23 protein-coding genes and 1 pseudogene are annotated in these 25,278 nt (G+C 64.5%); 9 read left to right on the top strand and 15 right to left on the bottom strand.

What is annotated here, in order from left to right:
• Positions 1–93: 93 nt before the first annotated feature.
• Both B2246_RS16315 and B2246_RS16310 read left to right on the top strand, forming a co-directional pair.
• Positions 94–393 (top strand): YciI family protein, encoded by a 300-nt coding sequence (locus tag B2246_RS16315; protein ID WP_186426211.1) that lies wholly within the window; start codon positions 94–96, stop codon positions 391–393.
• A 148-nt stretch (positions 394–541) separates the two neighbouring features.
• Positions 542–772: pseudogene (locus B2246_RS16310) on the top strand (integrase core domain-containing protein); the annotation flags it as partial.
• A 115-nt stretch (positions 773–887) separates the two neighbouring features.
• On the opposite strand, the gene B2246_RS16305 reads toward B2246_RS16310, so the two are convergent.
• The 3 genes from B2246_RS16305 to B2246_RS16295 all read right to left on the bottom strand — a co-directional run bounded on the left by B2246_RS16305 (position 888) and on the right by B2246_RS16295 (position 3,045).
• A complete protein-coding gene (locus B2246_RS16305) occupies positions 888–1,742 on the bottom strand; it encodes an arylamine N-acetyltransferase family protein (RefSeq protein WP_234819074.1) in 855 nt (284 codons plus the stop codon).
• Between the two features lie 237 nt (positions 1,743–1,979).
• Entirely contained in the window at positions 1,980–2,582 is a 603-nt protein-coding gene (gene gstA, locus B2246_RS16300; RefSeq protein ID WP_286881870.1) for a glutathione transferase GstA, read from the bottom strand.
• A 241-nt stretch (positions 2,583–2,823) separates the two neighbouring features.
• Complete coding sequence (locus tag B2246_RS16295; protein ID WP_186426208.1) at positions 2,824–3,045, bottom strand: hypothetical protein; 222 nt, start codon at positions 3,043–3,045, stop codon at positions 2,824–2,826.
• A gap of 344 nt (positions 3,046–3,389) precedes the next feature.
• Here B2246_RS16295 and B2246_RS16290 point away from each other — a divergent pair, with 344 nt between their 5' ends.
• Positions 3,390–3,593, top strand: coding sequence for a cold-shock protein (locus B2246_RS16290; RefSeq protein WP_008646235.1), 204 nt, complete (start codon positions 3,390–3,392; stop codon positions 3,591–3,593).
• Positions 3,594–3,950: 357 nt separating this feature from the next.
• Here B2246_RS16290 and B2246_RS16285 read toward each other — a convergent pair whose 3' ends face one another.
• The 6 genes from B2246_RS16285 to B2246_RS16260 form a co-directional block, all read right to left on the bottom strand.
• Positions 3,951–4,325: an NUDIX hydrolase gene (locus tag B2246_RS16285; protein ID WP_286881871.1), complete on the bottom strand. Its 375-nt coding sequence runs from the start codon at positions 4,323–4,325 to the stop codon at positions 3,951–3,953.
• Positions 4,326–4,487: 162 nt separating this feature from the next.
• Entirely contained in the window at positions 4,488–4,883 is a 396-nt protein-coding gene (locus tag B2246_RS16280; protein ID WP_286881872.1) for a hypothetical protein, read from the bottom strand.
• Entirely contained in the window at positions 4,880–5,197 is a 318-nt protein-coding gene (locus B2246_RS16275) for a high-potential iron-sulfur protein (RefSeq protein WP_035883998.1), read from the bottom strand. The genes B2246_RS16280 and B2246_RS16275 overlap by 4 nt, the downstream gene beginning before the upstream one ends.
• 179 nt (positions 5,198–5,376) lie before the next feature.
• Positions 5,377–7,299 (bottom strand): sensor histidine kinase, encoded by a 1,923-nt coding sequence (locus tag B2246_RS16270; RefSeq protein WP_286881873.1) that lies wholly within the window; start codon positions 7,297–7,299, stop codon positions 5,377–5,379.
• Positions 7,296–7,991 (bottom strand): response regulator, encoded by a 696-nt coding sequence (locus tag B2246_RS16265; protein WP_008646240.1) that lies wholly within the window; start codon positions 7,989–7,991, stop codon positions 7,296–7,298. Before B2246_RS16265 ends, B2246_RS16270 begins: the two co-directional genes overlap by 4 nt.
• A 223-nt stretch (positions 7,992–8,214) precedes the next feature.
• Positions 8,215–8,379 carry a hypothetical protein gene (locus B2246_RS16260; RefSeq protein WP_234707062.1) on the bottom strand — a complete coding sequence of 55 codons (165 nt, stop codon included), beginning with the start codon at positions 8,377–8,379 and terminating at the stop codon, positions 8,215–8,217.
• A 225-nt stretch (positions 8,380–8,604) separates the two neighbouring features.
• Here B2246_RS16260 and B2246_RS16255 point away from each other — a divergent pair, with 225 nt between their 5' ends.
• Together B2246_RS16255 and B2246_RS16250 are read left to right on the top strand one after the other, a co-directional pair.
• A complete protein-coding gene (locus tag B2246_RS16255) occupies positions 8,605–13,542 on the top strand; it encodes an autotransporter domain-containing protein (RefSeq protein WP_286881874.1) in 4,938 nt (1,645 codons plus the stop codon).
• Positions 13,529–13,726 carry a hypothetical protein gene (locus B2246_RS16250; protein WP_286881875.1) on the top strand — a complete coding sequence of 66 codons (198 nt, stop codon included), beginning with the start codon at positions 13,529–13,531 and terminating at the stop codon, positions 13,724–13,726. The genes B2246_RS16255 and B2246_RS16250 overlap by 14 nt, the downstream gene beginning before the upstream one ends.
• Positions 13,727–13,771: 45 nt before the next feature.
• On the opposite strand, the gene B2246_RS16245 is transcribed toward B2246_RS16250, so the two are convergent.
• The 6 genes from B2246_RS16245 to B2246_RS16220 all read right to left on the bottom strand — a co-directional run bounded on the left by B2246_RS16245 (position 13,772) and on the right by B2246_RS16220 (position 21,106).
• Positions 13,772–15,070 (bottom strand): DUF1254 domain-containing protein, encoded by a 1,299-nt coding sequence (locus tag B2246_RS16245; RefSeq protein ID WP_286881876.1) that lies wholly within the window; start codon positions 15,068–15,070, stop codon positions 13,772–13,774.
• 21 nt (positions 15,071–15,091) lie between these two features.
• Positions 15,092–16,117: a Bug family tripartite tricarboxylate transporter substrate binding protein gene (locus B2246_RS16240; protein WP_286881877.1), complete on the bottom strand. Its 1,026-nt coding sequence runs from the start codon at positions 16,115–16,117 to the stop codon at positions 15,092–15,094.
• Between the two features lie 9 nt (positions 16,118–16,126).
• Complete coding sequence (locus B2246_RS16235) at positions 16,127–17,380, bottom strand: alkyl sulfatase dimerization domain-containing protein (RefSeq protein ID WP_286881878.1); 1,254 nt, start codon at positions 17,378–17,380, stop codon at positions 16,127–16,129.
• Between the two features lie 200 nt (positions 17,381–17,580).
• Complete coding sequence (locus tag B2246_RS16230) at positions 17,581–18,537, bottom strand: LysR substrate-binding domain-containing protein (RefSeq protein ID WP_035884145.1); 957 nt, start codon at positions 18,535–18,537, stop codon at positions 17,581–17,583.
• A 129-nt stretch (positions 18,538–18,666) separates the two neighbouring features.
• On the bottom strand, positions 18,667–20,250 hold the full coding sequence (locus B2246_RS16225; RefSeq protein ID WP_008645313.1) for an acyl-CoA synthetase: 1,584 nt from the start codon (positions 20,248–20,250) through the stop codon (positions 18,667–18,669).
• Between the two features lie 43 nt (positions 20,251–20,293).
• Complete coding sequence (locus tag B2246_RS16220; RefSeq protein ID WP_286881879.1) at positions 20,294–21,106, bottom strand: IclR family transcriptional regulator; 813 nt, start codon at positions 21,104–21,106, stop codon at positions 20,294–20,296.
• A 211-nt stretch (positions 21,107–21,317) separates the two neighbouring features.
• Here B2246_RS16220 and B2246_RS16215 point away from each other — a divergent pair, with 211 nt between their 5' ends.
• The 4 genes from B2246_RS16215 to B2246_RS16200 all read left to right on the top strand — a co-directional run bounded on the left by B2246_RS16215 (position 21,318) and on the right by B2246_RS16200 (position 25,237).
• A complete protein-coding gene (locus B2246_RS16215) occupies positions 21,318–22,496 on the top strand; it encodes a thiolase family protein (protein ID WP_286881880.1) in 1,179 nt (392 codons plus the stop codon).
• 37 nt (positions 22,497–22,533) lie between these two features.
• On the top strand, positions 22,534–23,301 hold the full coding sequence (locus tag B2246_RS16210; RefSeq protein WP_008645304.1) for an SDR family NAD(P)-dependent oxidoreductase: 768 nt from the start codon (positions 22,534–22,536) through the stop codon (positions 23,299–23,301).
• Positions 23,302–23,311: 10 nt separating this feature from the next.
• Positions 23,312–24,076: a crotonase/enoyl-CoA hydratase family protein gene (locus B2246_RS16205; RefSeq protein WP_008645301.1), complete on the top strand. Its 765-nt coding sequence runs from the start codon at positions 23,312–23,314 to the stop codon at positions 24,074–24,076.
• Positions 24,077–24,247: 171 nt separating this feature from the next.
• On the top strand, positions 24,248–25,237 hold the full coding sequence (locus B2246_RS16200; protein ID WP_286881881.1) for a Bug family tripartite tricarboxylate transporter substrate binding protein: 990 nt from the start codon (positions 24,248–24,250) through the stop codon (positions 25,235–25,237).
• Positions 25,238–25,278: the final 41 nt, after the last annotated feature.

The raw sequence follows: 25,278 nt of genomic DNA, 5'->3' as shown, positions 1-25,278 counted from the left end.
AACAAACAACCGGTTGGATCAGGGCGCGAAAAGAAGGTCTGGCGGGAACGATTGGCATCATTCAAACAAGTTCTTATTTGGAGCAGGGATTCTATGTTTATTGTTATCCTAAAATTTGGCGGGAACGAAGCGCTTGCCGCCAAGCTTATGGAAGCACACATGGCGTGCATAAAACAGGGATTCGACGACGGTGTTTTCCTTGTGGGCGGAGATATTCAGCCGGATTTGGGGGGCGCGCTGATTGCGCACGGTGTGTCGCGCGTCGAGTTAGAGAAGCGGATATCAAGCGACCCGTTTGTTGTTGAGCGTGTCGTGGACGTCGAAATTCTCGAAGTCAATCCTCGCAGTATGGACAAGCGGTTGGAGTCAATCCTCAGCGGGGCGGTAGCGTAGAAAACACCAAGATCTTTCGAATTAATGAATGACTGAGGCCGCCAGCATAAAGACTGGAATCGAGCTCGGCACGGGTGGGCAGCGGTGATGAACCACTGCCTCTACTGAGCAAACGCTTCCGTAGGCGGAAAGGCCCGGTAGGCAAGGCTTCGTTACGCCAGGCAGTCCGTGGCAAGACGGCTTCGTCGAACGCCTCAATGGCAAGCTGGGGGACGAGTTGCTGAATCGCGAGTGGTTCCGCGGCCGCGTCGAGGCGAAGATGCTCATCGAGCACTGGCGCCAGTCCGATAGCGAGCGCAGGCTGGACAGCGCCCATCGCTATCAACCTCCGGCAACAGTGCATCAAGCCTGGCTGGGTTCCGCTGGTATCGACAACCGATTCGGCTCACGATACGGCTCAAATCCGTCGTCCCGAACTCGTCCTCACCGCTCACACCAGGGCAGTCGAGGCCGGGCTGGGCTGCACGCTGCTCTTCGACCTCATTACTCTTCCTCTAGCGAACCACCATGATGGACGGCCACCGCGCGGTCAGTGATTCGCGCAGATTGCCGTCGAGTTCAATGCCGAAGCGTTCCGTCAGGACATCAATAACCGAGTCGACGGATGGCAATGTGTTCGTACTCCGCACGCTGCCATCGGGCTCGCGCTCGGTCAGCTTCGCGTTTGCTAGTGAAATGCGTACACCAGTGTCATCCGTGCGCGCTACCATCAGCGCCTGAGTGAAGTGGCTGTCTGGATTCGTCGAGACATCCCAGTTGCGCATCTCGAAGTCAATCTGCGACTGTGGGCTCAGATCGAATCGGTACAGTACCTGCCCGGAAGTATCTTCACTCCCACCGTCCGTCCTGCCTCGAAGAGATGCGAGGCTGTGCAGCGTCAGATCGTAGGAAGGAAGATGGATTGCGCGAGCATCCTGTGGCGTTGGTCGCAACTGGTAGGCCGCGGCGCTGGCGTGCTCGATTCGTGGCGATAGTACCAAGGCGTGATCTGGCGTTGGACCACCGAATCCCACGTCGACGATGTAGCTCTGGTTCTCCACCTCCACGCGTAACAGCATGTGGGACAGGCTTGTCGGTGTCCCTTCCTGCACGTGCCAGCGTACCCGTGCAGCCAGCGGCACTACGGTATAGCCAAGGGACTTGAGGCCGGCACAGAAAAGTGTGTTCAGCTCGAAGCAATAGCCACCACGCCGACGGCGCAGGAGTTTTTCGAATACAAACGGCGGGCCTATGCGCACGCGCCTGCCCAGCAACGAATCGAGGTTCTCGAACGGGAATCGCGCCAAGTGAGCGGCGATAAGGCTATTCATTGCTTGCAGGGTAGGTACTGGCGGGCGGCCAATACCCATGCGCCCTAGCCACGCATCGCATTGCTCTGGGGTTAGGGCCGGAATCTCGTCTGCAGGATGCATCGTCTCAATGAGGTTGAAGAATTCGTCAGGTGACTTGCGACGCGGGTCGGCGCAACCTCGTTGCCAAATTGCCAGCCAGGCAGCGTGGGCACACGAGATACAGGCGACGCAGCGGAAATTGCGCCGGTCTTCGTGAACCGATCAGGCCGTGAGCCGTTCGATAGCCTGGCCTGTCTACATTCCTGCCGTCATCTCGGCAGCCAATGCCGCCTGAACGGAGGGCCGTTCATTGATGCGTAGCATGAAATGCATCAGTCGGGGCCAGCGATTCAGGTCAATGTCGAGGCGCCCGGCCCAGCGGGCCACAGCGAACAGATAGAAGTCTGCGACCGAAAGTTTGTTGCCAAGCAGGTAGGGTCGCCTATCCGCAAGCAGCGACTCGACATAGTCGAGATGGCTGAACATCTTGGCCCTTGCCTTGGCGTCTCCATCCGGGGTCGCCGGATGGAGTAGCGGTCCGAAGGCCGGATGCAGTTCTGCTGCGATATAGATCAGCAGCTCATGTAGCCGCCTCCGTTCCATGGTGCGTGGTGGAGGAACGAGATTCGTGCCCTCACCGAGGTGCAGCGCAATAGCGGCTCCTTCAGTCAGCACTTCACCGTTGTCAAGACTCAGGGCTGCAACATGCCCCCTGGGACTGATGGCAAGAAAGTCCTCTCCGCGCTCAGTTTGCTTAGTCGTCAAGTCGACCCGTTCGAGCTCAAATTTCGCTCCCAGTTCGCGCAAGATGATATGAGGGGAGAGCGAGCATGTTCCCGTGGCGTAGTACAGCTTCATGGTGCGTTCTTGTGGCAGTGGCGTTCGGTGAGGCAATGTCACGTGAGGCTAAAGAAGGAATCTACGTATCCGCAAGTGAGGTGGTTTCAAATGCGATGTGCAACCCTCCACGGGGCATGGTCAACATTCGAGTGCAGGTACTTCCACTGACCGTGCGACCGATATTCGCAACCGCTTGTGATACCGATGATCAAGAAAGCGGTCGCTATGGCGATAGCGCCATCGCGAAGGGTTGGCTCTCTTAGCGCTGGCTGCGCTCCAGATTCCGCGCGCCATCCGTGAAGACATCACGCGCGCCGATGCGCGCGCCGCTGGCATCGATATCGTTGACAGTAACGCGGCCACCATCGGTGTATGGATCGCGCGGGCGGTGGACCTGGCCGTCAGGCGTTGCAGCGATGGCAGAACTCGCTGAGGCAATCGCAAGGGCAGAGGCAATCAGGGCAGTGTGAATCGTCTTCATGGGAATCTCTCCAGAGTCAAATTCTATGAGTCTCTTCGCTCACAGTTTTCACAGTCTATCTATCTGACCTGGTCCGCTGGATTACCCAGGTATTACGATACTGTCATAGGAAGGCGACCAATCTTCATGGATTCTCCAGACAGCAGGTACGCATCGATTGCTGTGAGATGTTCATTGACCGAGATGCGGCGTGCCTGTATAAGTACGAATGCAGGATCTTCAAGCGTAACCTCGAGGCGTTAGGTGTTTACCTCGGCAGCACCACTTTCTCTCCATGTTTCCTCCTTGATCGTCATGCCTCGTCCGCTATTTCGGCACGGCGAGAATTTTTAAGGAAGTTCTACATGGAAACCGGTACTGTAAAGTGGTTTAACGATTCAAAGGGTTTTGGCTTCATCACGCCGGATGCAGGCGGAGACGACCTGTTTGCCCATTTTTCCGAAGTGCAAGGCAATGGATTCAAGTCGCTTCAGGAAGGCCAGAAAGTGCGCTATGTGGCCGGCGTAGGCCAGAAGGGCCCCGCGGCGACCAAGATCGAACCGATCTAAGGTAGCCCTCGAAGTTGCGCAAGAAGCCCTGCCGGGAGAAAACCGGCGGGGCTTCTTCTATTTCGTGACGGCGAAATAGGTGCGGCGCGATGGGTACAGAAGAGCAGGCTATTGCGCAAGGCTGCTATGGCGACACCGGCCCGGCTAAAGTGATTGGTAGCGGCTGGCGACTGTCAGAATCGGCCCATCGAACTTCGGACGGTGCTGGCGCGCTGGCGAGTCCGGCCGCATCGCTGGCGTAGCTGCCAGCCTGTAGGCCGATGCGTGCGGCGTGGGCATTCCCGTCGCTCGCGCCAGTTTGATTTTGCGTACCGTGCAGCGAATGTTGGCTAGTGGCAAATGGCCTGCGGCCGAGGTCTAACGCTGGCGCATCGCCCAGATGCTTTCAATGATGTGCCGGGTCGTTGGGCTGACGACGATCTCTCCCAACTCGGCTTGCGAAAACCATTGGCAGCCCTGGATCTCCTTGCTTGGTTTCGGCACGGCCGATTCTCCAATATTCGCGACGAAGACGTGGTGCACGGTGGTTGCGCCAACGACTTGAAACAAGAATCCGAGCCCGCGAGCCAGCAACGTGGTCTCCTCCAGAAGCTCCCGGCCTGCTGCGTCAGCAAACGTTTCGTTCTTGGTCGGACGGCCACCCGGCAGCGCCCATCTGCTGCCATCCTTTGAGACCAGTAGCACACGGTCGCCGCGTGCGCAAACTACGGTAGCCCTTACCTTTGTTTTCATGGTTCGAGTGGAGAAAGTCGACGCCTGGCGGGCATCATACCGGGAGATTGCCGCTTTGCAGCAGCCGGCAGTCTGAGCTGGGGCTTTCGTGCCGCAAGCGGTCGAAGGGTAGTTGAATGCGTACTTGCGGGGGGGGGGGCAGCCGCGCTTCACGCGTTGACTCTATGGCTGGCAGGCATTTTCGAAATGCCTGATCATGCTGACGTTCAGCAGGTTGCCGCTTCCGGCGCTGATCGTCGTGCCGTTCTTCAGGACGATCAGCGAGATCGTATCCTCGGCGTTGAAGGCGACGCCCGTTTCCACGCTGATCGAGCCGCCACTCACGCAAATGATGATGTCGTCAGCAGCGGTGCCTCCGCTCGAAGAGACACCATGACGCTCGCCCGTCAGCGCGCTGTCCGTTATCAGGAGGTGGCCTGAGTCGGCGACCCGGGCGGCGTCATACTGGGTGCTGCTGACCGTTGTACGCATAGGCGCGGTGCCCGGCGACGTCGGAGGGGGCAGGCGTTCGAGGTGTCTTATCGTGCGGATCTGCCAAGTCAATACTGCGTGGATCAAGCCTTTTTCACATACGAGTTACACCATCCATTTGCGGAGACCTGCTTGCCGGCGAAGATCGGGCAGGGCCCCCATGCATCGCCTGGCTTGCCCTGGTATAGCTGGCAATTGCTGCACTTCTGGCTGACGTCGTGCTTCGCGAACTTGGCCTTGTCGACCTTGCTTGTATCGTGCTTGTACCCCAGCGCTACCGCTTGAGGGTCCTTCTCATCCAGTTTCGCAGCAGTCTGCGCTTCCGCCTTGCCATCAACCCCGGCCACGGTGGCCAGAACAACTCCCGAAATACTCGATAGAAATCGCCTTCGATTCGTCATCGCGAGACCTCCTCCAGGTTGAAATTCACAAGGATGCGCGCGCGCATCCAGACGCCGGCAGCGCGAGCGCGTTGCCGAATGAATCTTCAACTCTTCTTATAGGTCGCGCGGGCGATGGATGCTGTCAGTAATTGTCCGACGTTGCGCGAGTAGTGACGCGGAAGGCAGCGTACCGTGCTTTACGAAGACGTTTGCAGTGCCTTGGGAGTGGCATCGCCGTCCGTTTGCGGCGGCTGGACGGATTTGAGTGCCAGTTCAGCCACCAGCATGGTGTGGCCTGGCTGCGCGTTCACGGTCAGCGTGCCGCCCACACGCGCAATGCGAAGGTGCATGCTGCGCATCCCCACGCTCATGCCGGCTTGCTGCACTGCCGCGACGTCGAAGCCGACGCCATCGTCGTCGATGCTCAGCAACAGCCGATTGGCATCGGGGAGTTCCAGGCAGACGCGCACGCGCCGCGCGCGGCTGTGCTTGACGACGTTGGTCAGTGATTCTTCCAGCAGGCGGATCAGTGCCAGGCACTGCAGGGCGGTGGGCGGTGTCCGCCACTGGGCGGGGCACTGCCAGTCGATGGCGATGCCCAGTTCGTCGAACAACTCCGTAAAGCGGTAGCGCAGAGGCGCGATCCACTCCAGTGGCGTCGCCGGTACCTCGACGCCGACACTGGCGCTGCTGTCGATGGTCTGGCGCAGGTCATCGCGGATCAGTTTGAGCATGGAAAGCACGTGCTGGCGCTGCAGCGGTGCCTCGCTCTGTTCGACCAGAGCCATCATGTGCACCAGCGATCCGCCCACGCCGTCATGCAGGTCGTGCGCGATCTGCAGGCGTTCTTGCAGACGGGTGTTGCCCAGCGTCAGCGCGTGCTCGCGCGCCAGGGTCGTGGCCAGTTCGGCGCGGGCGTTGGTGATGCCGTCGGCCAGTTCCTGATTGAATTGCTCGATACGACGCACGTTGTGCGCGTGGCGCAGCCCCAGGATGCCGGACAGGCATAGGGTGACCACAATGCTGGTGTAAGGCGAGATTGGGAACGACCCGGGGAGAACGGCCAGCAACAGCAGGAGGTCGTGCACGCTGGCGGCCAGCAGGATCAGCAGGCAGCCTGCCAGCAGCGCGTGCTCCCGCTGGCGTGTGCGCAGCGCATGGACCAGAAACTGCAAATCATTGACGTAGAAGATCGCGGCGGCAACCATGACGCCCACCAACTGCGCGTGACCTACATACGCATCCGGCACCACCACCTGGGCGGCCAGCAGTATGCCGGTGACCCACCACAGTGCCCGTTCGATGCGCGGCAGATGCTGCCCGCCAAAGCGCCAGGTGAACACGCAGAAGCAGGCGATCGACAACAGCAGCGCCATGGTGTTGAAGCGCGCCACCGTCAGCGTGCTGTGCCACGGCCAGGGGGTGGTCACCAGCACGTTGGCGATGAACAGTACCCAGAACAGGTACATGAGCGCGTACCAGCCATAAGCGGTCTGTTCGCGCCGCACCACCCAGATGCAGAAGAACAGTGCCGCCATCACGCCCGACACGATGATGTTGATCATGAACAGCGTGCGATAGCGCCACAAGAGTTCGTCATAGCGCTGCTGCATCGCCAGCGGATCACCAAGGAAAACCGGCCCCAGCCCCAGGGACTGCCCGGCCACACCCACCACGCGCACCCAGAGCGTGTTCACGCCGTCATGTATCCAGGCTTCGGGCAGGCGCCAATGGCGCGGCAGGTTCCAGCTCCGCGACAGCGGCTCGGTGAGCTGCGCGTCCCGCCACAGTAGCTCGTCGTTGATGAAGGCTTCGCCCGCCATCACCACCGATTGCAGTACCAGCGCGACCGGTTCGCGCTGTGTGCCCGGGCATTCGCGCTGCCAGTCGAGGCGATACCAGACGCTACCGCCGAAGCCGGGCTGACGGCGGCTCCAGTCGTCGGGCAACGTGACCGTGCGCCATTGCGAGGGATCGGGGCGTGCGCCTTGCGGGCCCGCTTCGGCCGTGCTGACGGTGAGGATGCGCACCGAGCATTGGGCCGTTGGTGTCTGCGCCCAGGCCGACGCCGCAACCAGCCACAGCACGAGGTGCGCGAGGCAGGCGAGCCAGCCCTTCATCCCAGCAAGCCACGCGAGCGCGCCGCGTTGATCGCCCTGGTGCGCGACGAGACGGCGAGCTTGCGATAGATATGCTTGATGTGGCATTCCACGGTGTAGCGCGACAGGAACAGGTGCTCGGCGATCTCGCGGTTGCCCAGCCCGTCCGCCACCAGTCGCAGGATCTGGTGTTCGCGCGGGCTCAGGCGTTCGGCCGATGGTTCGGGCGTCTGCGCGTTGGCCGAATCGCTCGGGCCGGGATGCAGTTCCTCAATGATGCGCCGGGCGATGAACGGGTCGATGGGCGCGCCGCCGCGCAGCACGCTGCGCAGGGCCATTGCAACTTCCAGATCGTCGCGCTCCTTGACCACGTAGCCGGTGGCCCCGGCACGCAGCGCGGCCAGGATCGCATCCTGGGTGCTCCAGGCAGAAATCACCAGAATGCCCAGTCCTGGGTCGGCCGCGCGCAACTCGGCGATCAGGTCGATGCCGCTGCCGTCGGGCAGGCCCAGATCCACCAGTGCCAGTGCCACGGGCTGGTCCGCCACGCGGGCGCGCGCTTCGGCCAGCGAGGCGGCCAGTACAAGCGCGTCTGGCGCATAGCCGAGTTGTTGCAGCAGGTTCTCCAGCCGGCGAGCGACCAACGGGTCGTCCTCCACCAGCAGCGCCGGCGCAGGCAAGGTCAGATCGGCGGCAAGCATGCGCAAGGGCATCGGCCCGGGCTCCCAGAGAAACGGATCAGCGCGCATTATGCGGCGCGCCGACCACACCGGGCCATCCCTTGAAACCAGTATTTGGTGGGGTATGTCGCCGGGATTCGCGATGGTGCCGTCGCCCTGCTGGCGCATCGCGGCGAAATACCAGTTTGCAGTGATAGGCAGGCGTTGCCGTCACTTATCTAATTGCCTCCTGCCTCAAGACACGTCCAAGACACGGTCAGGGCACGGGTGGCAGGCCGGGCATCCCGGCTGCCAAGTCACGCATTCCTATTCCAAACACCGCACCACGCCGGGTCACGCACACGGCGTGGATGCCATTGGTCATCAAGTCGGTCATCGAGTCGTTCATCGACTTGGCCACCGGCTCCGGGGAAGTCGTCATGAATCTGAAGCGAATCATCAAGCGTTGCGGCCGCCAGCCTGCCACCGACACAGCGCAGCAAATCGAATCGGGACAACTTCCATGCCCGCGCGGCGGGCGGACGGAAAGACGCCATTGGCACCGGCGCGCGGTATAGCGCCCTCCCGATACCACCAGGCACCGCACGACTCCCACGGTCCTCGGTGCCTGCCGGCCACGTCGCCGCTTCAGATTACGGAAGTACTCATGAATCGTACCCATCGCATTGTTTTCAATCGACACCTCGGTCTTTGGCAGGTCGCCAGTGAGCTTGCCCACGGACAGGGCAAGGGCGGTTGCCCATCCCACAGCCGGCTGGCCCGCCGCGCCAGGGCCGTGGCCGGGCTGGCGGCCGCGCTGGCCATCATCGGCGGCCCGCCGGGCGTCTGGGCGCAATCGGTCACGGGCGGCGGGGATGTTGCTCCGGGGGGAGCGCCCGCGCAGACGCCATCCTGGATCGTGAGCTCCTTGCTGACAGTGGGGGGGGGTGGCACCGGCTGGCTGAGTATCGAGGGTGGCGGCACGCTGATAACGACCGCGGGGGCTTCCATCGGTGCCCGTGCGGCTGGAATTGGGGCGGTCAGCGTGTCCGGCCAAGGCTCGCTTTGGGATAGTTGGCAGAGCATGGAGGTCGGCGGCTACGGCACCGGCACGTTGAACATTGCCGATGCGGGCCGCGTGTCGGTGGTCAACGTACTAACGTTGGGGCAGACCGTCGGCAGTGTCGGCACCATCAACATCGGCGCCGCCAGCACCAATGCGGCCGACGCGCGCGGCGCAGGCATGCTCGACACCCCACGCATCGACTTCGGCGCCGGCGCGGCCACGCTCAACTTCAACCATACCGACAGCAGCTACACGTTCGGCACGGTCTTGAACAGCGCCAGTACCGGCACGCACGCACTCAATCACTATGCCGGCGTCACGCGGCTGACCGGCGACAGTTCTGGCTTCAAGGGCACCACCACGGTCGCGGGCGGCACGCTGGTGATTGCCAACGTCCTGGGCACCAGCGCGGGACAGATCGACAGTGCCAGTGCGTTGGCACCGGCCGGCGTGGAGGTGTCTGGCGCGCTGGCTGCCTGGCGGGCCAACGGCGACATTCTCGTCGGCGGCAATCGCGATGGCCATCTGACGATCGACGGCGGCGGCCAGGTGACCAACACGAGCGCCAGGATCAACGCCACGCAAGGCACGGCACGGGCAACGGTGACTGGCGCGGGCTCGCTTTGGGCGAGTCGCAGTGGTCTCCATGTCGGCGCCGATGGTGGCAGTGGCCGGCTCGATGTGATGGCGGGCGGCAGAGTGACCAGCAACGATGCCTTCGTCGGGCGGTACGGCGGCAACGGTGCGGTCACCGTGTCGGGGGCGGGATCGATCTGGAGTAACGACGGTTACCTGCGCGTCGGCGAACGGAACGGCATTGGCTCGGTGTCGATCGAAGCCGGAGGCTTGCTTGTCACGCAGCACAGCATCATTGGCAGGCTGCCGGACAGCTTCGGCTCGGTCAGCGTGAGCGGTGCCGCATCACGCTGGAGCAACGCCGGCGGTCTCATTCTGGGTGACGGCTATCTGACCAACTATGGCTCGGGCGCGCTCACCATCGCCGATGGCGGTACGGTCGAGCTTGGCATCCGGGGGAGCAGCGCGTTGTCATTAGGCGTGAACGGCAATTTTGCTTCGGCGGGCGCCGGCACGCTTACGATTGGCGCGGCGTCGACCGATCCGCTGGCTGCGGTGGGGGCAGGCATTCTCCAAGCGACACGCGTCGAATTCGGCACGGGGTCGGACTCGCTCAACTTCAACCACACCGCTGTCAATTACCGCTTCGACCCAGCCTTGATCGTCGTCGGCACGGGCAGCCACGCCGTCAACCACTATGCCGGCGTGACGCACCTGGCCGCCGACAGTTCCCGTTTCGACGGGACCACGACGGTGGCGGGCGGCACGCTGATCGTCGATAACCGGCTGGGTGGCAGCGCATCGGTGATCGGCACGGGGCATCTGCGAGTCGATGGCACGTTTATCGGCAACGTCAGCGCGTCCGCGCGAGGCGAGGTTGGTGGTGTCGGTCGCATCCAGGGCGACCTGGATGCCAGTAGCAGCGGCGTGATCGGGGGCCAGCAAGGCCAGACGCTGGCCGTGACCGGCAACCTGACGCTGGGTACGAGTAGCGCCATAAACGTCGCGCTTGGCGGGGCTACAGGCAACGCACTGTTCGACGTCGGCGGCAACCTGAGACTGGAGGGCACGCTCAACGTGACCGATCAGGGCGGCTTCGGTGCAGGCATCTATCGCCTGTTCAACTATGGCGGCAGCCTGACGTACAGCGGCGTTGTTATCGGCACGACACCGGCAGGGGTTCGAGCGGACAACCTCAGTGTGCAGACCGCTGTCGCGGGCCAGGTCAACCTGCTCTCTACCATCGGCAACTCCCTTGGCTTCTGGGACGGTGGAGACCCCACGCGCCGGAACAACGGCGTGGTCGATGGCGGCAACGGTACGTGGCGGGCCGATGGGCACAACTGGACCGGCGCCGACGGTGCTGCGAATGGTCCATTCCAGCCCAATCCGACGTTTGCGGTGTTCCAGGGCGTGGCGGGCACGGTGCAGGTCGACGGCAGTGCCGGCGCCCTTGGCGTAACCGGCATGCAGTTCGCTACCGATGGCTACCGCGTGCAGGGTGACGCCATCACGCTGCAGGGGGCGGGCGGTCAAAGCATCATCCGCGTTGGCGATGGCACGACGGCCGGCACGGGCCAGACGGCCACCATCGCCTCGGCGCTCACTGGCGCGAGCACGCTGGTCAAGTCCGACTACGGCACGCTGGTGCTCTCTGGCGTCAATACCTACACGGGCGGCACCGAACTGCGTGGCGGCACCTTGCGAGTGTCGGCGGACGCCAACCTTGGCGCGGCACAGGGTGGGGTGACCTTCACTGGCGGCACGCTGGCGAGCACCGGCAGCTTCGACACAGCACGCGCGGTGATGCTGACGCAGTCGGGCGTCTTCGATGTGGCTGCTGGTACCGAGCTAGGCCTGACCGGCACGGTCTCTGGCAGCGGCAATCTGACCAAGTTGGGTACTGGCACGCTGAGGCTGGACAACACCGGCAACGCCTATGGCAATACCGTCGTGCAGTCCGGCACGCTGATCGGCAATGCCGCTTCGATCTCGGGTCAGGTTGGCAATGCGGGCACCGTCATCTTCGATCAGGCGACCGATGCCCATTTCGCTGGCGACATCGTCGGTTTCGACGGTACGAACGGCAGCATGGTCAAGCGTGGGGCGGGCGGGCTCGTGCTCGGCGGCACCTCGGTGCTGGACTGGTCGATCCAGGCCGGCGGCCTGACCAGCGCCGCCGAACGCTTCAGTGGCAACGCGGCCATCGCGTCGGGCGCTTCGCTCACCTTCGGGCAGGCCACCGATGCGAACTACGCAGGCGTTCTCTCCGGCAGCGGCGTGTTCAACAAGACGGGCACGGGCACGCTCAGCCTGAGCGGAAATAGCGCAGGCTTTGCAGGTACCACCTCGATCGCGGGCGGACGACTGGCATTGAATGGCGCGCTCGGCGGATCGTTGATTGTCGGTAGCGGCGCGGTCCTCGGCGGTAATGGAACGATCGGCTCTGGCCAGGGTTCGCACGTGACGATCGCTTCGGGCGGCACGCTGTCGCCCGGCAATTCCATCGGCACGCTCACGGTGAACGGCGACCTGACCGTGCAACGCGACGCGCGCTTCGTCGTCGAGGTCAATCCGCTGGGCACCGAGGCTGATCTCGTCCACGTCACCGGCAAGGCCACGCTGGACGGCGGCACGGTGGCCCACGTTGGCGCCAGCGGCGACTACCAGCTGCGTTCGACCTACACCATCCTGACGGCAGACGGTGCGCTGTCCGGCAAGTTCGACAGCGTCACTTCGGATTTCGCATTCCTCGCGCCCAGCGTGAGTTACGACTATGCCGCCGGCAAGGTCATGCTGGACCTGAAGCGCAATGACATTGGTTTCGCCACGGTCGCCGGCACGCGCAACCAGCGTGCCACAGCCGCCGCCATCGACAGCATCGGGCTGGCTGCGGGCCACGCGGTGTATGACGCCGTCGCGCTGTTGCCCGATGATCAGGCGCTGGTCCGGGCCAGCTTCGATGGGTTCTCCGGGGAGATCTACGCTTCCGCGAAAACGGCGCTGATCGAGGATAGCCGCTTCGTGCGCGATGCCGCCACCGGGCGCTTGCGCGCGGCGTTCGATGGCGTCGGGGCTTCGGCCGCGCCGGTGATGACGCGAAGCGACGGTCGCAATGTACTGGCTGCCCCCAACGCCGCAGGACCGGTCAGCTGGATCCAGGCCTTCGGCAGTTGGGGCCACAGTGACAGCGACGGCAATGCCGCCCGCCTGAGGCGATCGACGGGTGGTGTGTTGCTGGGCCTGGATACCTCCGTGCTTGGCGACAACTGGCGCGTGGGCGCGCTGGCCGGCTACAGCCATACCAGTCTCGATGCGGACAACGCATCGTCCGGCGGCAGCGACAACTATCATCTCGGCCTGTACGGCGGCACGCAGTGGGGCGCGCTGGGTTTGCGCACCGGCGTGGCCTATAGCTGGAACAACCTCGACACGCGGCGCTCGGTGGCCGTGGCGGGCATGAACGACTCGCTCAAGGCCAATGCCGACGCGGGCACCGCGCAGGCTTTCGCGGACCTCGGCTATCGCATCGACGCGCGCGCCGTTGCGTTGGAGCCGTTCGCCAACCTCGCGTATGTCCATCTCCACACCGATGGCTTCCGCGAGCAGGGCGGCGCGGCCGCATTGCAGGCAAGCGGACAGAACACCGACACCACCTTCACCACCCTTGGCACGCGCGTCTCGACTCGCCTCGAATTCGGCGGCGCGGACGTCACCGCGCGTGGCGCGCTGGGCTGGCGCCACGCGTTCGGCGACGTGACCCCGCTCGCGACGCTGGCCTTCTCGGCCGGTGGCGCCTTCACCGTGGCCGGGGTGCCGATCGCCAAGGACAGCGCCGTGATCGAGGCCGGATTCGACGTCAAGGTCGGCCGCACGGCAACGCTGGGTCTGGCCTATCAGGGACAGATCGCCGGCAATGCCCAGGACCATGGCGTCCAGGCCACGCTCAATGTTCGTTTCTGAGCGCAGGCAGGCAGCGCCAATCGCATACCCAACTATAAGAACGTACTGGGAATTCGTCGATGCGATGACGCCGGAAGCGGGTGCCAAGCCCTATGGCCGAGCCGTGCCCCGCTTCCGCGGCAGCGATATGCGCAAGTTCCTCAACAAGAACCTGCCGGGCGACTGGAAGGGCGGCAAGTTCTGACGGCTGTCAGGCGGGGCGCCGACGCATCGGACTGCCCCGCCCAGATTACCCGGCGACGCGCTCCGTGTCCGCCATCACGAACCGGTGCTCGATCAGGTCGGCCTGTGGGTGGTAATACCGCAGGGCCATCGAGAACCGGCCCGCAGGCGCGGGCAGCCAGTTGGCGGTGCCACCCTCGGGTTGCGCGTGCTGGATGGCGATGTCGAGCGATCCGTCCGCATTGCGTATCAGTCCGGGTGTGCGGTCCCCAATCGCATAACGGCGGAGCGGGTTGGCCGTGAAGAAGCGCCGGCCATCCGGTTCGAACTCGTACATCGACAACGACCAGAAGGCGTCGACAGGCATGTTCGCAGGCACGCGCAGCCGATAGCGGTGCCCACCGTCGAATGCCTGTCCGTCGCCATCCACCAGGGCGGTTGCATAGATCGCTTCCGCGCGTTCCAGCGCGCCGAGTCCGACGAGCGCGATGTAGGCGCGGTACACGTAGTCATTGCCGAAGTTGCCGATATGGTCCATGCCACTGAACCACGAGCCCTTGGGACCGCTTCGACGGATGCTGCCCTTGGGCGGGTGTTCGAGCCGGTGGCGCAGCGCCGGCCACAGCCGCGTCCAGGCATCGCGCACCTGCGGATCGAGCGTGCTCCATGTGTCCAGCGCGCCAGCCCGGATGCCAAGATCGGCCCACCCGTCGACCATGAACTGTTCGTCGGCCGGTACGCCGTTGCGCGCCAGGGCCTCGTTGACGAGCGACAGATATGCGGCCGGACTGGATTCGTCGGGTGTGGTGATGAACCGCTTGGGTTCCATGGCGCTGGCCTGCAACAGCATCTGGTCCTGTAGCGCATGCACGGCGGGGGCATCGTGTTCGCCATCGACGAGCGTGCGCGTCAGCAGCCAGACATCGTTGCAAGGCGCCCGGACCAGGGTCGCGCCGACCGGTAGCACCTTTGCCGCGCTGGCATGGTGTGCCGGGCCGGCTATCACGAACGTGTGGGCGCCGGGGCCGTTGGTGCGCGGGCCCAGGCAGGCGAAGTTGTTCGTGAAGGCATCGAGCAGTGCCACGCTGTAGTAGCGGTCACCCATGTCAGGCATCGCCAGCGTCACGGGTGCGTCGGACAGGTCGAGCCACGCCGACGAGTACAACGTGTCGTTATTGGGCATTGTCACTTGCCGGGCGCGATCGTCCAGCAGATGCCGGTTGTGATACAGCCGGTTAGCCGGCTTGCCGCGCGTGGGCGCCTGCTGCGTGAAGCGCCAGCGCGTGCGCGCCACGTCATGCAAGGGGAAGGTGTAGACGAAGGCGTCGCCAATGCGCTGGTCAAGTGTGGTGGCGTTCAGGGTCATGGTGTCTTCGGGTTCCGATGGTCAGTCCACGGTGATGTGGTTGGCGCGGATCACGTTGCCCCACGCCGTCACGTCGTCGCGCACGGTCTGCGCGAACTGCGCGGTGGTCTTGATCGGTGGATCGGCCATGTTCAGCTGCATGAAACGTTCGCGCATCTCGGCGCTGGCAAGGGCGAGGTTCACTTCCGCGTTGAGCCGTTGCACGATCGCGTCGGGGGTGCCTGCTGGCGCGAACATGCCGTACCAGCTGTTGGTGTCGAACGGATAGCCCTGCTCGGTCATCGTGAGCACGTCGGGCGAGGCGGAGCCGCGCCGCGTTCCGCTGACAGCCAGCGCGCGCAGCTTTCCCGCACGAAGCAATGGCAGCGACGACGAGGTGTCGACAAAGGCCACGCGCACGATGCCGCCCTGCATGTCGTTCAGGATCTGCGGCACCGTCTTGTAGGGCACGTGCCGCAGGCGTATGCCCGTCTGCATCTTCAGGGCCTCCATCGTCAGATGGCCGCCCGAGCCGATGCCCCAGGACGCGTAGTCATAGGCATCCGGCCGCGCGCGTATGTGTGCGACGAACTCCTTGAGGTTGCGGGCGGGGAAGTCGGGCGCCACCACAAGGAAGTTGCCGCCTGCGCCGATCTGGGCGATGGGAGCGAGGTCGCGCAGGCCGTCGTACGGCATCTTTGGCTGCAGCGTCTGGTTGATGACTACCGTTGCCGCGTAAGTGAACAGCAGGGTCTGACCGTCCGGCGTGGCCTTGGCGACGATGTCGTTGCCAATGATGCCGGTGGCGCCCGGCTTGTTGTCGATCACGAACGATTGGCCCAGACGCTTGCCGATCATTTCAGCCAGCGGACGGGCGAAAAGATCGGGACCGCTTCCGGCGGAAGCAGGCACCACGAGGCGGATAGGGCGCGAGGGCCAGGTGGCAGCCGCGCCAGCGGGGCGCAGCGCGGCGCCCAGACCGAGCATCGCGAGCAGGCGCAATGCATTGCGCCGGCGATGGTCGGCGATGTCGTTGGCAATGTCATCGACAGACTGTGGGAACGGCATGGCGGGCTCCTAGTGGATGCCGAAGTTGTCGTCCGAGCCGCTTTCCAGGACCATGGCCGCCGCGACGTAGAGGCTGCGCGATACATAGCTGCGCACCTGTTTCGAGCGGGCGCGCAGCCATTCGGCCTTGAGCTGACGAGCCTCCACGACATGCGGAGCATCGCCGGATGCCTGCGCCAGCAGGTCGATCACATGCAGGGCCAACTGGATCTCGCCGCGATCCGCCAGTCCGCGGGCGTGCCGCACGATCGCGCCGTGATCGGCGATGGCCGCTGCGATCTCGTCGGCTACCGCCTGCGGCGCGGCCGGATGCAGCGTCGTGGCGTTGCGATCCCACCAGCCGTTTTCGGAGCGGTAGATATCGCGGGCGATATAGGTCGGGTCGCCGTAGGTAGGCTGCATCCACGGCTGCTCGAACAGATCCGGTGGTGGTTGCAGCGCGGCCAGCATCTCACGCTCGTTGCAGCCCGCGTTCATCAGTCGCACCACCTCTTCGCGCATCCAGCGCAGTGCCCTGGCGGTGTGCAGCAGTACGTGCTGGCAAGTGTCCTCGCCTTGGAGGGACGGCCCAAATTCACGGACGACGGTTTCGGGTCGCAGGCTGGCCAGCCGTTCGAGCGTCTCCGCCCAGCGCACGGTGTCGCGCATGGTGCGGAACGGTGTGCCGACATTCGGGATGGAGTCGATCACGGCGGGGCCGCCGTAGAGCAATCGGCTTCCGGGCAGCCAGACGGCGACGGCATCGTCGGTCTCCGATGGCGCCCACAAGATCTCGGCGCGCCGGTCACCATGCCCGACCGTGATGCCTTCGGTGAAGGTCTCGGTAGGTCGGTTCTGGCCCAGCTTGCCGGCCAGGGCGCCGCTGGCGTGGCGGAACTGGATCTCGGCCATGCGCTCCTGCATCCGCTGCGTTTCCCGATAGCGCTTCTGGCGGGCCAGCACGTTGGCATGCGCCAGGATGCGCGGCGCGGGGTCGCCACGTTGCGCGGCATGGTCGAGCCACTGCTTCACGCCGGCGTTGTAGCCCAGGTGACCGTGGCTGTAGCAGATCGCCAGGACGGGCAGGTCCGTCTGCGTGCGCAGGACCTCGATCATGCCCGCCGTAATGCGTCCGCCGGGACCGCTGTCGACCACCAGCAACCCGCCACCCACATCGGCGACGAAGCTCTGGCCTTGGCCATGCAGCAGCCAGATGCCATCTCCAATGGCGTCGATGCCCTTGCCGGTGATCAGCGCGGCGGGGCGGTCCTCGATTGCGTTCATGCGGGTCCCTTCCAGTTGACGAAGGGATATTCACGCGCAGATTCGCCGTTATATGCAGTGGGGAAAGTCCCGGCGGGACCACCGCTGGAGCCGGCGAGCGCAGTACTAGCGCGGCCTGGCGGCCTTTTGGGGCAGGTCGGGTGTGAACCGCTGGTTAGCACCCGCAACTGAAAGTGAGTTCCCGGCTCGTCCGCGGTGCGCTAGCCGGCCATTTCCGTGGCGCGGGGTACCTGTCTGCGGAGTGGGCTGTCCGGCTGCTTGCCGAGATAGTGCACTTCTCGCCGCAACAGCGTGGCGAACTGCTCCGCCACGGGCGTCATCGGGGAATCGGCCCGGTAGATCAGGCATACCGCATGGCTGGGCAACGGATCCTCGATGGGCAGCGCCACCAGATTCGCGCTGGCCAGTTGGCCGGGCACCAGCTGGCGCGGTAGCAGGCAGAGCAGCGACCGGTCTTCAAGCAGTGTCTGGATCATGCCGATGGTGTCGCAACGCACGGCCACGCGCGGCAACGGCAGATCGAGTTCCCGGAAGGCGTCCAGAATCGCGGCGCCCGGGCCGTGCATCCGCTGGCCCGTCAGCACCCACTCCGACCCCACCAGTTCGCGCAGCCTGCGGGCGTTGCGCAGCGGATGGTCCTTGTGTGCCACCACCACCGAATCATTGTCGTACAGCGGCTCGGAGACAAACTCGCGCTCGATGCCCTCGTCCGGAATCGGGCTGACTGCCATGTCCATGACACCGGCGCGCAGATCGGAAAGGTGGGCCGGATAGACGCCGCTGTCGATGCAGACCTGGACGTCCGGGTGTTGCGAGCGAAAGCGCTTGAGCACGGCCGGCAGCAGCAGGTGCGCCGGGCCGCCCGTGGCGCCGATACGGACCACGCCATTGCGCGTGCCCAGCATCTGCGACATCTCGTCGGTGGCCTTGCGCGCCTCGCTGGCGATGAGTTGCGCGCGCCGCAGAAATGCCTCGCCATAGCGCGACAGCACCACGCCGCGCGTGGTGCGTGTCAGCAACGGCACATGCAGTTCTTCTTCGAGCAGGCGAATGCTCTTGGTGATGGCCGGACCCGAGACATCGCGGGCCTTGGCGCCGGCCCGGATGCTGCCGGTCTCGGCCACGGCAATGAAGTCCTGAAGTTGGCTCAGGCGCATGAATTGTCCCCAGTGGCTGGCGTTCTTGATGACGTTTTGCCGCCAGCATAGCCGCATTTCCATGCGCTGGGGCCCCAACCCTCCAACCCTGCAGTCATCAGGCGGCCGGGCCACGCCGGGTCGATACGGTCAGGCGCGACCGGTCCGCACGGCATGCCCGGAGTGCGGTTGCTCGCGATGGCGGTCCTTCAGTTCGCGTCGCAACAGCTTGCCGGTGGGGGTGCGTGGCAGGCGTTCGTCGAAGACCACCGTGCGCGGCAGCTTCAGGCGACCGAGCCTGCCCTGGCAGTAGTCGACGATGTCCTGCGCCAGATCCGGCGTGGCGGCCCTGCCGTCACGTAGTTCGATCACGGCCTTCGGTACCTCGCCCAACTCTGGATCGGGCACGCCGATCACGGCGACGTCCGCCACCGACGGGTGCTGCATCAGCACGCTTTCGATTTCCTGTGGATAGACGTTTACGCCGCCCGACAGGATCAGGTCCGCGCGCCGGTCGCTCAGGAACAGATACCCTTCCTCGTTGACGTAGCCGAGGTCTCCGTAGGTGGCCCAGCCCTTGTCGTTGTACGCGGATCGCGTCTTCTCCGGGGCGTTGTGATACGAGAACGTCGCCACGCCCGAGAAGAAGATCATGCCGACTTCGTTGGGCGGCAACTCGTTGCCGGCGTCATCCACGATATGGATGACGCCGGCCGACGCGCGTCCGACCGAGCCCGGATACTTGCGCCATTCCAGTGGCCCGATGGAGGTCGTGCCGGCGCCTTCGGAGCCGGCGTAGTACTCGTAGAGGATGTCGCCCCACCAGTCGAGCATGGCCTGTTTGACATGGACCGGACATGGCGCGGCGGCGTGGATGGCGACCTTCATCGACGAGAGGTCGTAACGGCGGCGTGCCTCTTCGGGCAGGCCCAGCAGGCGCACGAACATCGTCGGCACCCACTGGCTATGTGTGACGCGGTAGCGCTCGACTGCGGCCAGTGCGCCCTCGGCGTCGTATTTCGCCATGGCGACGCATGTGCCGCCGACGTCAAGCGTGCGCATGATGTAGCGCAGCGGCGCGGCGTGATAGAACGGCGCAGTGGACAGGTAGACCGTGTTCTCGTCGAAACCGAATGCACGGCGCCAGGCGATGATTTCAAGCTCGGGTTTGTCGCGGTCTTCGTACGGCGTGAGCGGCCGGCGGATGCCCTTGGGGTGGCCGGTGGTACCGGACGAATAGAGCATGTCGCGGCCGACCGGGCGCGGGGGCAGGGTAGCGTCGGGGGCGAACGCGGAGATCGCGGCTTCGTACGCTTCAAAGCCTGGCGGCAGGTTTGACGCGCCAGCCAGCACGAAGACAGGCAGATCGAGCGCGTGGGCATCGGCCGCGCGTACTGCTTCGACCAGCGGCAACATGGCGGGCGACGCAATCAGCAGTTTCGCCCCGCAATCTTTCAGCACGTAGGCCGCTTCCGCCGGGCTCAGGTGCGTGTTGACTGCGGTGTAGTACAGCCCGACGCGCCGCGCCGCGGATGCAATCTCGATCAGGCCCGGGTGATTCTCCACCAGCACGGCGATGCAGTCGCCGGCTTCCAGTCCACGCGACACCAGCCATTGCGCCGCGCGGATCGCGCGCGCGTCCAGCTCGCCATACGTGATGACGTGGCCCGATTCAGCCTGGATCAATGCCGGCTTTTGCGGCGCCACGGTTGCCCAGTCGTGCAGCGTTGTCATAACAGGTCGTCTCCTCCTGTTGGTTTTGTATTCTTTTGCGACGCTATGCGCCCAGCGATGCCTCCACATTGCGCAAGAGCGTCAGCAGGCGCGGGCCGAGGTCTTCCTTCAGCCGTCTGCACTGTTCGCTGTAGATCGGCACGGCGGCGGCGAGCACCCAGGCCTCACCATCGCGGCGTTTCTGCATCGGCACGGCGATGGTTTCGATTTCGCGGTGCAGGTCGCCGTAGCTGCGCGAGAAGCCATGCTCGCTCAGATCACGCTGTGCCGTGGCAAGGCGCTCGTCGAGCCATTCCTTGCGCGATGGGTCGCGTCGCGCGAAGCCGTCGAGCCACGCCTTGCGTTCGGACTCGGACAGCATCAACAGGTACGCCCGGCCGGATGCCGTGCGCGACAGCGAGACGCGCATCCCGATTTCAGAGCGGAACAACTGCGAACCCGCACCCTGCGCCACTTCGACGTAGCTCAGATTGGTGCCAATCCCCGCGAGCAGCTGGACTTGTCCTTCGATGTGATCTGCCAGTTCCTGCATCAGCGGGCGGGCCAGCTGGCGGATCGTCATCCGGGCGAGCGCTGGCGCGGCCAGGTTCAGCAGGCCGAGTCCGGGCACGTATTTCGATAGCCGCTCGGAATAGCGCAGCAGGCCGAGTTCGCACAGCGTGTCGAGCAGTCGGAACAGCGTGGGCTTGGGCAGCCCCGTCAGTTCCATCAGTTCCTTGCCAGACAGTTCCTGAACGGTGGTCGAAAAGCAGCCAAGGATGCCGATGCCGCGTGCGAGCGCGCTCACCAGGCGACCTTCCTGTTCGCCTTCGCTCTCGCCCCCGGTGACGGGTGCGGTAGGTGGCAGTGATGTCACTTCAGATGCTCCTGGTCCATCGATATCGACGTTTTTCGGAACTTTTGTCTCATAAATTCTATTCTGCAATTCAAAAAAAGAGTCGGTCAAGGGAAATTTCGAGGCGAGATGCTGGACTTTTTGGCTAAATCTGATTGAAGATATGTCACACCAACCGATATTTTGAGCCACCCATCTCATTTTTCCTACTACCAGGATCAGGGGGAGACACATGCAGCAAGCTTTCATCATCGACGCAATCCGTTCGCCGCTGGGCCGTTCCAAGCCCGGCTCAGCCTTTACCGAACTCCATGCCACCGAACTGCTGGCCCAGGTACTGTCGCAACTCGTGCGGCGCAATGACCTTGATCCGGGTCTGGTCGACGACGTCATTACCGGTTGCGTGACGCAGGCCGGCGAACAGTCCGCAGGGGTTGGGCGCGTGGCCTGGCTGGCGGCGGGCTTTCCGGAGCACGTGCCGGCTACCACCATCGACCGCAAGTGCGGTTCGAGCCAGCAGGCCGTTCACTTTGCCGCGCAGGGCATCATGGCCGGCGCGTACGACATCGTGATTGCCTGCGGCATCGAGTCCATGAGCCGGGTGCCGATGGGCGCGGCGCGTATTGGCCAGAACCCATATGGTCCGTCGTTCGAGGAACGCTACGCGCCGGGGCTGGTCGGGCAGGGCGTGTCGGCCGAGCTGGTTGCCGCCAAGTGGGAGCTTTCCCGCCACGACATGGACAGCTACTCGGCGCGCTCGCACCAGCGCGCCGCCGCCGCCCAGGCAGCCGGCGGATTCAAGCGCGAGATCGTCGGCATCCAGACCGTGAACGGTCTGGTGGAGCAGGACGAGACGATCCGCGCCAACACCACCGTGGAGCGCCTGGCGACGCTGGAGTCGCCATTCCGCAACGACGAGCTGAGCGCCCGCTTTCCGCAGATCGGCTGGAACGTTACCGCCGGCAACGCCTCGCAGATCAGTGATGGCGCGGCGGCAATCCTGATCGTCAGCGAGCGCATGGCCACGAAGCTCGGCCTCAAGCCGCGCGCGCGTTTTGTCGGCTTCGACGTGATCGGCGCCAATCCGCTGGAGATGCTGACCGCGCCGATTCCCGCCACCCAGCGCGTGCTGGCGAAGACCGACATGACGCTCGACCAGATCGCCCACTACGAAATCAATGAAGCATTCGCCAGTGTGCCGTTGGCCTGGCAGAAGACGATGAAGGCCGATGGCGCGCGCCTGAACCCGCGCGGTGGCGCGATCGCGCTGGGCCACCCGCTTGGCGCATCGGGCGTGCGGCTGATGACCACCATGCTCCATGCGCTGGAAGACAGCGGCGAGCGCTTTGGCCTGCAGTCGATGTGCGAAGCGGGCGGCATGGCAAACGCCACGATCATCGAGCGCGTCTGACGCCCATCGCAATCCCATACGAACAGGAAAAACAAGCATGAAACTCGACCAGACCATGTCCGCCGTCGTGACCGGCGGTGCCTCCGGCCTCGGCCTTGCCAGCGCCAAACGCCTTGTGGAGAAGGGTGTCAAGGTGGTGATTGCCGATATCTCGGAAGAACGCGCCGCCGCCGCGCTGGATGCGCTGGGTCCCAATGCCACGTTCGTCCAGGCCGACGTCACCGATACCGACCAGATGACGCGCGTGTTCGACGCCGCAGTCGCGATGGGGCCGCTGCGCGCGCTCGTGCATTGCGCGGGGCTCGGTGGCGCGGTACGTGTGGTGGAAAAGGACGGTTCGCCCGGTTCGCTCGAAGCCTATGAGCGCGTGGTGCGGATCAACCTGATTGGCACCTTCAACGTGCTGCGTCTGGGCGCGGCACGCATGGCGACCAACGAGCCCATCGACGGCGAGCGCGGCGCCTGCGTGCTGACCGCGTCTGTGGCGGCCTACGAAGGCCAGATCGGCCAGATTCCGTACGCATCGGCCAAGGCGGGCATCGTCGGCATGACCATCGTGGCGGCACGTGATCTGGCCCAGCGCATGATCCGCGTCTGCACGATCGCCCCGGGCCTGTTCGATACGCCGCTGCTGGCCCGTCTGCCCGATAACGTGAAGGCCTCGCTGGGCGCGATGGTGCCGCACCCGGCCCGCCTGGGCGCGCCGGACGAGTACGCGTCCACCGCGTTGCACATCCTCGAGAATCCGATGCTCAATGGCGAGACCATCCGTCTGGATGGCGCCATCCGCATGGCCCCGCGCTAAGGAGTCGATCATGACCGATACGCTAGTCAAGGAGATCCGCGGCAACGTGATGGTGCTGACCATCAACCGCCCCGAAGCGCGCAACGCGATGGACTTCGAAACGGCCACCGCCATTGCCGCAGCGCTGGACGAACTCGATGCGCGCGACGACCTGAGCATCGCCGTGCTGACCGGTGCCGGCAACACCTTCTGTTCCGGCATGGACCTGAAGGGGTTCCTCGCCGGCAAGCGGCCCAGCATTCCGGGGCGTGGCTTCGGTGGTGTGACCGAGCGCCCGCCGCGCAAGGTGTTGATCGCCGCGGTCGAGGGCTACGCGCTGGCGGGTGGCTTCGAACTCGTGCTCGCCTGCGATCTGGTCGTGGCCTCGCGCGAAGCAAAGTTCGGCCTGCCAGAAGTCAAGCGAGGCCTGGCTGCAGCCGCTGGCGGCCTGATGCGCTTGCCGCGTCGCGTGCCGTACCACGTCGCCATGGAGTACAGCCTGACCGGCGACATGCTGCCGGCCACGCGTGCCTACGAACTGGGTCTCGTCAATCGCTTGACCGAGGCAGGCGGCGCGCTGGATGCCGCGCTGCAACTGGCCGCTGCGGTCGGCGCCAACGGGCCGCTGGCCATCGCCGCGAGCAAGCAGGTGGTGGTGCAATCGGGCGACTGGACCCGCGAAGAAATGTTCGAGCGTCAACGGCCGCTGATCGAGTCGGTTTTCACCTCGGCCGACGCGCGTGAAGGCGCGGCGGCATTTGCGGAGAAGCGCAAGCCGGTCTGGACCGGCAAGTAACACCCTGTCTGGATTGGCCGCCCCGAGCCTGATCAGGGGCGGCCTTTCGCGGTGGCAGCGCCCGCGATAACAGACCCGTCGCAGCAAGAAAGACATGCGCCCCCGCGTGAATACGCGGGCGGTGACAAGAAAAAAATGGTTGAGCCGACACAACCAATCAGGAGACGACAAATGCAACGCAGGACCTTCAGTTCGCTGGCGTTTGGCGCCAGCCTCGCGCTTGGCGCGATCGGCATGATCGCCGCGGAACCGGCGAACGCGCAGGCATGGCCAACGCGGCCCATCACGATCATCGTTCCCGGCGCGCCGGGTGGCACGACCGATATTCCGGCCCGCATCGTCGCGCAGAAGCTCTCGGCATTGCTGGGCCAACCCGTGGTGGTCGACAATCGCGCCGGCTCGGGCGGGATCATTGGCACGCAGGCCTTCCTGAATGCGCCCGCCGATGGATACACCTGGCTCGTCGGCAATACCGGCTCGCACGCGATCAACTACACGGCCTACAAAAAGCTGAGCTACAAGCCGCAGGACTTCGTGCCGGTCACCGACATGATCTCGTTCCCGAACGTGCTGGTCGTCAATGCCCAGTTGCCCGTGAAGAGCGTGGCAGACCTCTTGGCGCTCCTGAAGAAGGAACCGGGCAAGCTCACGTATGCGTCGGCCGGCATTGGGCAGACCACGCATCTGACGTCGCTGATGTTCACGCAGCGTACGGGCACCAACGCCATCCATGTGCCCTACAAGGGATCGACGCCCGCCACCACGTCAGTGCTCGCCGGCGAGACCACTTTCATGTTCGACAACCTGACCCAGTCGCTGCCGCAGATTCGAAGCGGCAAGCTGCGCGCGCTGGCGGTAACGAGCGATGAACGTCAGGCCAGCATGCCAGACGTGCCGACCATGGCAGAGGCCGGGGTGAAGGATTTCGTCGTGCAGGGCTGGCTGGGGTTCTTCGGCGCGGCAAAGACGCCCCCGGACGTGGTCGCGAAGATGCAGGCGAGCCTGGCGAAAGTCATGGAGGACCCTGAAGTCGTGCGGCGCTTTCGCGAAATGGGTGGTATGCCTGGCGGAGAGCCGCAGCCGAAATTCGCCGAACTGGTCAGCAAGGATCAGAAGCGCTGGGGAGAGACCATCCGGCTCGCCAACCTGACACTCGACTGATGACGCTGTCATCGTCCAACGCATCCAACGCATCCAACACC

It is taken from the genome of Cupriavidus sp. UBA2010, assembly GCF_002335265.1.
In the GTDB taxonomy this organism is placed as follows: Bacteria; Pseudomonadota; Gammaproteobacteria; order Burkholderiales; family Burkholderiaceae; genus Cupriavidus; species Cupriavidus metallidurans.
This window is presented reverse-complemented; position numbering and strand designations above follow the sequence as displayed.

Excerpts from the sequence above, each read along its gene's own strand:
- B2246_RS16315 (WP_186426211.1), top strand. The coding sequence starts at position 94 with ATGTTTATTGTTATCCTAAAATTTGGCGGGAACGAAGCGCTTGCCGCC.
- B2246_RS16290 (WP_008646235.1), top strand. The coding sequence starts at position 3,390 with ATGGAAACCGGTACTGTAAAGTGGTTTAACGATTCAAAGGGTTTTGGC.
- B2246_RS16235 (WP_286881878.1), bottom strand. The coding sequence starts at position 17,380 with ATGAACGCAATCGAGGACCGCCCCGCCGCGCTGATCACCGGCAAGGGC.
- B2246_RS16305 (WP_234819074.1), bottom strand. The coding sequence starts at position 1,742 with ATGGGTATTGGCCGCCCGCCAGTACCTACCCTGCAAGCAATGAATAGC.
- B2246_RS16295 (WP_186426208.1), bottom strand. The coding sequence starts at position 3,045 with ATGAAGACGATTCACACTGCCCTGATTGCCTCTGCCCTTGCGATTGCC.
- B2246_RS16240 (WP_286881877.1), bottom strand. The coding sequence starts at position 16,117 with ATGCCGTTCCCACAGTCTGTCGATGACATTGCCAACGACATCGCCGAC.
- B2246_RS16285 (WP_286881871.1), bottom strand. The coding sequence starts at position 4,325 with ATGAAAACAAAGGTAAGGGCTACCGTAGTTTGCGCACGCGGCGACCGT.
- B2246_RS16225 (WP_008645313.1), bottom strand. The coding sequence starts at position 20,250 with ATGACAACGCTGCACGACTGGGCAACCGTGGCGCCGCAAAAGCCGGCA.
- B2246_RS16230 (WP_035884145.1), bottom strand. The coding sequence starts at position 18,537 with ATGCGCCTGAGCCAACTTCAGGACTTCATTGCCGTGGCCGAGACCGGC.
- B2246_RS16250 (WP_286881875.1), top strand. The coding sequence starts at position 13,529 with ATGTTCGTTTCTGAGCGCAGGCAGGCAGCGCCAATCGCATACCCAACT.
- B2246_RS16255 (WP_286881874.1), top strand. The coding sequence starts at position 8,605 with ATGAATCGTACCCATCGCATTGTTTTCAATCGACACCTCGGTCTTTGG.
- B2246_RS16275 (WP_035883998.1), bottom strand. The coding sequence starts at position 5,197 with ATGACGAATCGAAGGCGATTTCTATCGAGTATTTCGGGAGTTGTTCTG.
- B2246_RS16205 (WP_008645301.1), top strand. The coding sequence starts at position 23,312 with ATGACCGATACGCTAGTCAAGGAGATCCGCGGCAACGTGATGGTGCTG.
- gstA (WP_286881870.1), bottom strand. The coding sequence starts at position 2,582 with ATGAAGCTGTACTACGCCACGGGAACATGCTCGCTCTCCCCTCATATC.
- B2246_RS16265 (WP_008646240.1), bottom strand. The coding sequence starts at position 7,991 with ATGCCCTTGCGCATGCTTGCCGCCGATCTGACCTTGCCTGCGCCGGCG.
- B2246_RS16215 (WP_286881880.1), top strand. The coding sequence starts at position 21,318 with ATGCAGCAAGCTTTCATCATCGACGCAATCCGTTCGCCGCTGGGCCGT.
- B2246_RS16210 (WP_008645304.1), top strand. The coding sequence starts at position 22,534 with ATGAAACTCGACCAGACCATGTCCGCCGTCGTGACCGGCGGTGCCTCC.
- B2246_RS16200 (WP_286881881.1), top strand. The coding sequence starts at position 24,248 with ATGCAACGCAGGACCTTCAGTTCGCTGGCGTTTGGCGCCAGCCTCGCG.
- B2246_RS16245 (WP_286881876.1), bottom strand. The coding sequence starts at position 15,070 with ATGACCCTGAACGCCACCACACTTGACCAGCGCATTGGCGACGCCTTC.
- B2246_RS16270 (WP_286881873.1), bottom strand. The coding sequence starts at position 7,299 with ATGAAGGGCTGGCTCGCCTGCCTCGCGCACCTCGTGCTGTGGCTGGTT.
- B2246_RS16260 (WP_234707062.1), bottom strand. The coding sequence starts at position 8,379 with ATGACGACTTCCCCGGAGCCGGTGGCCAAGTCGATGAACGACTCGATG.